Raw genomic sequence first — 6,523 nt, 5'->3', positions numbered from 1 at the left:
TTCTGAACAAAGCCCGTGAGAGCCGGCACAGTGAAGCTAAACACCGCGCCACGGGGCACGTTCGCGGTGAACCATAGGCGTCCCCCATGCGCGTCCACAATGGATCGGCAGATCGATAACCCCATGCCCATTCCATCCGGCTTGGTCGTATAGAATGGCTCGAAGAGCTGCCCGATGTTTTCGGTGGCGATACCCGGCCCGGAGTCGCGCACGGAAATAAGCACACCTCCCGACTCGTCGTGGCCGCTGATGATGACCAGTTCTCGCGGCCCTCCGTCGACTGCGCGCATCGCTTCGATGGCGTTGAGCACTAGGTTCAGCATCACCTGCTGGAGTTGAATGTGGTCACCTTCAACCATCGGCAAGTCCACGGCCAGCTGCGTCTGCACCGACACCCCATGCTTCTCGGCCTCGACTCGCGTCAGGGCAACGACTTGACCAATCGCCTCATTGATCATCAGCGATTCCTTACGCGGCGGAGCATTTTTGACAAGGCTTCGAATCCAGTTGCCAATTTCGCACGCGCGGGTTGCGTCCTTGATGATCCGATCAAATGTCTCACGGGCCTTATGCAGGTTCGGCGGCTGGGCATCCAGCCAACGTAGCCCCGCCTGCGCGCTGACAACATTCGCGGCAATCGGCTGCTTGATTTCGTGAGCGATCGACGCCACGAGCTGACCCATTGTCGAGACGCGGTTCGCGTGCTCCAGCGCGATCTGCGCCTCATGGTAGCGGCGTTCACCCGCTTGAATCTCGGCCTCCGCTCGCTTGCGCTCGGTCAGATCGAGTACGAACGCGACCCCTTGCTTCCCGCCTTCAAAGGACGCTGTGCCCACCAGCACGGGTACCCGGGTGCCATCCCTGCGAAAATACTCCTTCTCGTAAGGTTGGAAGGTTCCTGTCCTTGTCAGTTCGACTTCCGCCTCTGCCGTGCGTTCGCGCCATTCCGGTGGCGTGAGGTTTGAACGACGTACGCGACCGGATGCGAAATCGTCACGGTTGTATCCCACCATGTTCAGAAATGCGTCATTGACCTCATAGAGGACGACGTCAGTGGTTTCAGGCGTCTCACCTTCACTCCGCCACATGAAGATCCCGATGATGTTGGCCTCGACCAGACGCCGGATCTTCGCTTCGCGTTCTGCGAGATCGCGGTACAGACGGGCATTTTCCAACGTCATGGCAGCCTGCGATGCAAGAACCTTCAGGACCGCAATTCTGGCCGGGGTAAAGGCACTGGCGGTGAGGCGATTTTCCAGATAAAGCAATGCAACCAGTCTTCCCTGTTTGACGAATGGCAGGCAGAGGACTGATCGCGCCTGCACGCGGGCGATGTACCCATCGTTGGAGAACTCACCCCTGGCCGAGGCATCGTCGAGGATGACGCTCTCCTGCGTACGCGCGCAATACTGGAGAATCGACTCGGGCACCTCGGCGGCGGAGATCGGTGCCTCGCGCAGTGCGACCGTGACTGAGGCGGTGTCTGTATCCGCCTGCGCCTCAATCCATAGCTCGCCACCGCGCGGGAGCACGAGCAGGCCGCGCTGCGCACCAGCGTGCTCCAATGCGGTGCGCATCAGCGCTTCTATGAGGTTCTCCAGCACGATTTCGCCCGAGACGATCTGTGAGAGGCTCAGCACCGTACTGAGATCCAACTGCTCTATCACCCTTCCGATCGTGGCCGTCTCGCGTGGATTGTCCGAATGGGGCTCGAGGTTGGGGTAGCACTGTTCAAGCTGTCGCGCCTTGCCATTTGCTCCCCACCGCAGATAAGCGTCGTAGGCGTCCTGCAGGTAGACGCGCGCTATTTTTTCAAAACCCCGCATAAAGAAGAAACGCGCAGCGAGTTCGTTCGACAGCGCCTCGTTGTGCACAAAGCCGCTTTTCTGCGCCGAATGGATGGCCTGCTCATAGAGCTGCTCAGCATCGACCACGCGGCCTTCGATCCGCGCGATCTCCGCTCCGACCAGGGCGGCACGATTCTCGAAATTCTCCGGGCAATGAGTCGCCCAGCTCTCGAGCTGTCGGTGGTCGGCGACCAGAGCCTCGACCTGCTGCTGACTCTCGTTTGCCGCTGCGAAGTCGCAGCATGCGGCGCGGGTGAGCGCGCCGTAAAAGAGATGTTCGGCCGTTTCGAAATGTGACGGTAATGTCCAGAGCAGTCGTTGCGCCCTCGACGACGCTTCGGCTGCTGCAGCATGGTCGCCCGCAAAATAACGCGCCTGCAGTTTGCGGATCCAGTACCGGCACTCAGCCTGCGCCAGCCCCGGGTTGCTGGAAAACCGACGCTCGATTTCACGCTCGTCAAACTGCAAATCGTCGAAGCAGCCGAAAATCGACGTCGACCCACGCAGCGTCCGTATGAGCCCGAGCTGCGGACCGATGGAGTCAATGGCAACACCGACCCGCATCTTCTGCGCAAAGGCGAAACCACGTTCGGCTTCGCGTTGTACCTCATCGAGAGGATCACCGGCCGCAAGCAGGTTCGTATTAAGGTGGTTACAGCAGGCAGCCGCAATAGGGACATCGCCGGTTCGATTTGCGGCTTCGAATGCGCGACGCACCAGAGCACGGCCAGCCTGAACGTGGCGCGTCCACGGCAGGATGACATTCCCAAAGTTCATGAAGGTCCTGGCCTCGAAGCGCCTTAGCCCGCGCTTGTCGACCAGGTCGTAGCCGAGCTGCCCGAATCGAAGGCCGGTCAGCGAGTCGCCGAAGCCAGGCCCGGCGATGATGCCACCCAGCCACTCATAGGCCACGCAGGACCCGTCGGAGTTGCCACCCTCGAGGCTGAGATTGACTATCCGACAGAGGACCAGAAAAACCAGATTCGCGTCGGTATACACGGCAGGCACCAAGAGCTTAGTCAACACGTCGAGACGCACGAGGGATGTCGGGTCGCTCATCAACGGCAGTTCGACAAGTGCTTCGATCGGGCGGTTTCCGAGCGTTGTCCAGATGCGCTCGTATTCCCGGCGCGCTTCTTCTTCCGTTGGATGCGGCGCCCACTGGATGCCCAGGTGCCGGAGGCATTCGAGACCCACGGCGACAGCGCGGCCGCTCTGACCGAGGGTCACATACAGATCCACGCGCAGACACGCGGCGCTCGCTTGTTCGACCTCATCTTTCGCTCGGGCGGAAAGCGCCGCGAGGCGCTCGTCCGCGGCCGCCACCTCACCGGTGAGGAACTCGCATTCGGCCTGGTTCAGCTGCAGTGCGAAGATGAGGTCGCGGCGGCGCTCCCAGCCATCGTCGCGCAATAACTCCGTGCCAACGACGAGGTACTTGAGCGCAGAGGCGTAGGCGGTGGAAGCCTTGGCGCGCCACCCGGCGATCCAGTTGAATTCGGCAAGTCGCTCCCGCTCCGCTCGTGAGGCCATCACGGGAATAGCGCGATTGAGCTGGTTGACAATTTCGAAGACCGCCTCTTCTTGCTTCTCCGCAGGCGTGACATCGGCCAGCAGTCTCCCGATTCGAAGGTGCACCCGGCTCCGCAGCTCCTCGGCGGTCAGGAGATACGCGGCTTCCTGCACGCGATCGTGAGCGAACCGGTAGGTGCCCCCAAGGCGCTCGACCAATTCCTGACGAACAGCCGGCCATAGCGCCGCATGGACCTGCTCCTCCGATCTTCCGAGGACAACCGATAGTGTTGCTATTTCGGCGATGTTGCCCAGACAAGCCAGTTGCTGTAACGCCGTCTGCGTATCGGCCGGCAGCCGGTTCAATTTCGCGATCATGAGGTCGACGACGTTATCCGTATATCCCTTGGCTTGAATGCCCTCGAGATCCCAGGTCCAGCTTGCCTTGTCATGGTTGAAGGCGAGCATTCCCGTGTCGGCCAGCGACGACAGGAACTGAATGGCAAAAAACGGATTGCCGCCAGTTTTCTCATGCACCAGTTTCGCGAGTGGTGCGGCATGCGACCCCTCACAGCGAAGCGCGTCCGCAATCAGCTGCCGGAGGTGTTCTTCGGCGAGCGGTGCCAGCGTGACCTCAATTATTTTTCCACCTGCGGCCTTGATGGCTTCGAGCTTGCGGATCAGCGGGTGGTCGGCCGTGACCTCGTTATCGCGATAGGCACCGATCAGCATCAGATGCTTCAGGTCCGAGCGGGTCAACAGGTCCTCGAGCAGATCGAGCGTAGCCGCGTCGAGCCATTGCAGGTCGTCGAGAAAGAGCGCCAGTGGATGTTCCGCCCGGACAAAGACGTTGATAAACCGCTGGAACACCAGCTGGAAACGACGTTGTGCGTGCTGCGGCTCAAGCCTAGGAACCGGTGGCGGCTCGCCGATGATGAGCCTGAGTTCAGGAACGAGGTCGACGATCAACTGTGCGTTCGGCCCGAGCGCTTCCTCAAACGCGTGGCGCCAGCCGGATAGCTCGGCTTCGCGCTTGCCGAGGAGCGTCCGCACGAGGCTCTGGAACGCCTGGGCGAGCGTCGCATAGGGAATGTCGCGCTTGTACTGGTCGAACTTGCCGGCAGCGAAGAGTCCGTGCTGTGGCACGAGCACCCTGTGCAGTTCGTTGACGACCGACGACTTGCCAACGCCTGCATAGCCAGAGATGAGCACCAGCTCGGGCACACCGTTCTTGACGATGCGATCAAACGATCTGAGCAAAGTCTCGACCTCATGGTCCCGACCGTAGAGCTTTTCCGGAATGAGCAGTCGATCGGGCGTGTCCTCCTGTCCGAGCGCGAAGTCGTCGATGTCGCCGGTGGCCTCCCACCCGGCAAGACAGCGCCGCAGATCGCGCTCGACGCCGCCCGCGGTCTGGTAGCGCTCCTCGGCGGTCTTCACCATCAGCTTCATGATGATGGCCGACACCGCGACGGGCACTCCTGGACACTTTTCGCTGGGCGGCACCGGCTTGCGCGCGATATGGCAGTGCACCCACTCCATCGGGTCCGCGGCGGTGAACGGCAGCGAACCGGTGAACATCTGGTAGAGCGTAACGCCGAGCGCATAAAGATCGCTGCGGGCGTCGATTGAACGGTTCATGCGCCCGGTCTGTTCGGGTGCCATGTAGGCAAGGGTACCGGCAAGCGCCTCGGGCGGCTCGGGGGCCTGTCGCTCGCGCCGCAGCTGCGAGGCGATGCCGAAGCCGGTTAGCCGCGGCTGTCCGTCGGTGCAGTTGACGAGGACATGCGCCGGCTTGAGGTTCTTATGGACGAGACCGCGCTGGTGAAGCTTGCCGAGCGCAGCGGCGATGCCAACGGCGACGCGCAGAGCAGCGCCCATCGCCATCGGTGCGCCGATTAGCCGCTCGAGCGGCTCCCCGCCCGGATCCTCGAGTACCAGCAGAGGCTCACCGCCGTTGCGCAGCAGTTGCAGCGGCCGCACCGCCCACGTGCCATCGAGTTCGTCCTTCAATTCGAATTCGTGCGCGAGGGGATCGAGCCTCGCAGCCAGCGGCTGCCCCGTGGCTGAGCGCGCGATCAGCAGCAACTCGTCGCCGCTGCCGGCCGGCCGTCGCACCCGGCTGACGACGCGCTCGCCGTCCTCCCACGCGGCGTAAAAACCGTCGCGCATCTCGCCGTAATCATGGATCGCCATTTGCCGCCCCCGCCGTCGTCTTAGCATACACCCGACCACTTGTGACGACGGCGCCCGTCCGGGTGCGCGTCACGGATTGATGCGTCAGGTGTCTGCTTGCGCAGCTGCATAATCGATTTGAGCAACTGGAAATCAAGCCCAAATAAGCATTTCGGCGCGGAGTCTTCGTTCCCGGCTTGTCATCGCAGCGGATTCGCGGCGCGGCCGTTTCGCAGCACGGGGGCCGGGGCACGAGATAACACTGCTTCCTTCGGTGCAGGAAGCAGTGTCCAATGCTGCTATCCTGGCGGGGGCTCTCGGGCATCGCGCGGACGGTGCAGCGCAGCTGCGACCCGCAAGCGGCACCGAACCGTCGTAGCGCCCCGTCGACATGCAGCATAACATCATCGCCACGACATGGCTTACTCACCAGACCATCCACCGCTTGCTTTCCGCCTGCTCCTGAGTACCTCGGTCGGCATCATATGGGGAGTCGCCAGGTTGCGTTCGTCGCAGCAGGCACTGCGGCACAGCGAGGAGGACTTGCGCCGGCTTGGCGCAGAACTGGAGCAGCGTGTGGCCCAACCCACAACGCAATTCAATGACGCCAACCTTCGTTGCGCGTTCCGAGGACGCCGCGTGAGACAGCAAGTGGCTGCCGCGATCTTCTGGATGTATCCGCGGAGCGCAAGCACGTAGAGGAAGCGCTGCGCCGCAGCGAAAGCTACCTTACCCAGGCGCAGCAGCTCACTCACACCGGCAGCTGGGCATACCAAGGCACCGCCGCCGGTGACTGGGGGGTCCAGTATTGGTCTGAGGAAAACTTTCGGATCCGGGCTTTTTAACCCAAAACGGTGCTGCCCGATTCCGGCCCCCTACCCTTTTGTGTTCTGCGACATCGACGTCCGTGCCGATGATTTCCTGGGAACTAGACTGGGGGTACGGCCAAGATCCGGTCGAATTGCTATCATAAGCGCCCCAGTTATAAG

1 protein-coding gene is annotated in these 6,523 nt (G+C 62.0%); it reads right to left on the bottom strand.

Annotated features, from left to right (window positions below; translation table 11 throughout):
* The coding region (locus tag BMI01S_RS35535; RefSeq protein ID WP_052408481.1) for a trifunctional serine/threonine-protein kinase/ATP-binding protein/sensor histidine kinase at positions 1–5,555 on the bottom strand (5,555 nt) is incomplete at its 3' end.
* Between the last annotated feature and the right edge of the window lie 968 nt (positions 5,556–6,523).

This window comes from Paraburkholderia mimosarum LMG 23256 = NBRC 106338 (assembly GCF_000739815.1).
GTDB classification, from domain to species: Bacteria; Pseudomonadota; Gammaproteobacteria; order Burkholderiales; family Burkholderiaceae; genus Paraburkholderia; species Paraburkholderia mimosarum.
Note: the sequence above shows the minus strand (reverse complement) of the source record. Positions and strands in the feature narration are given on the sequence as shown.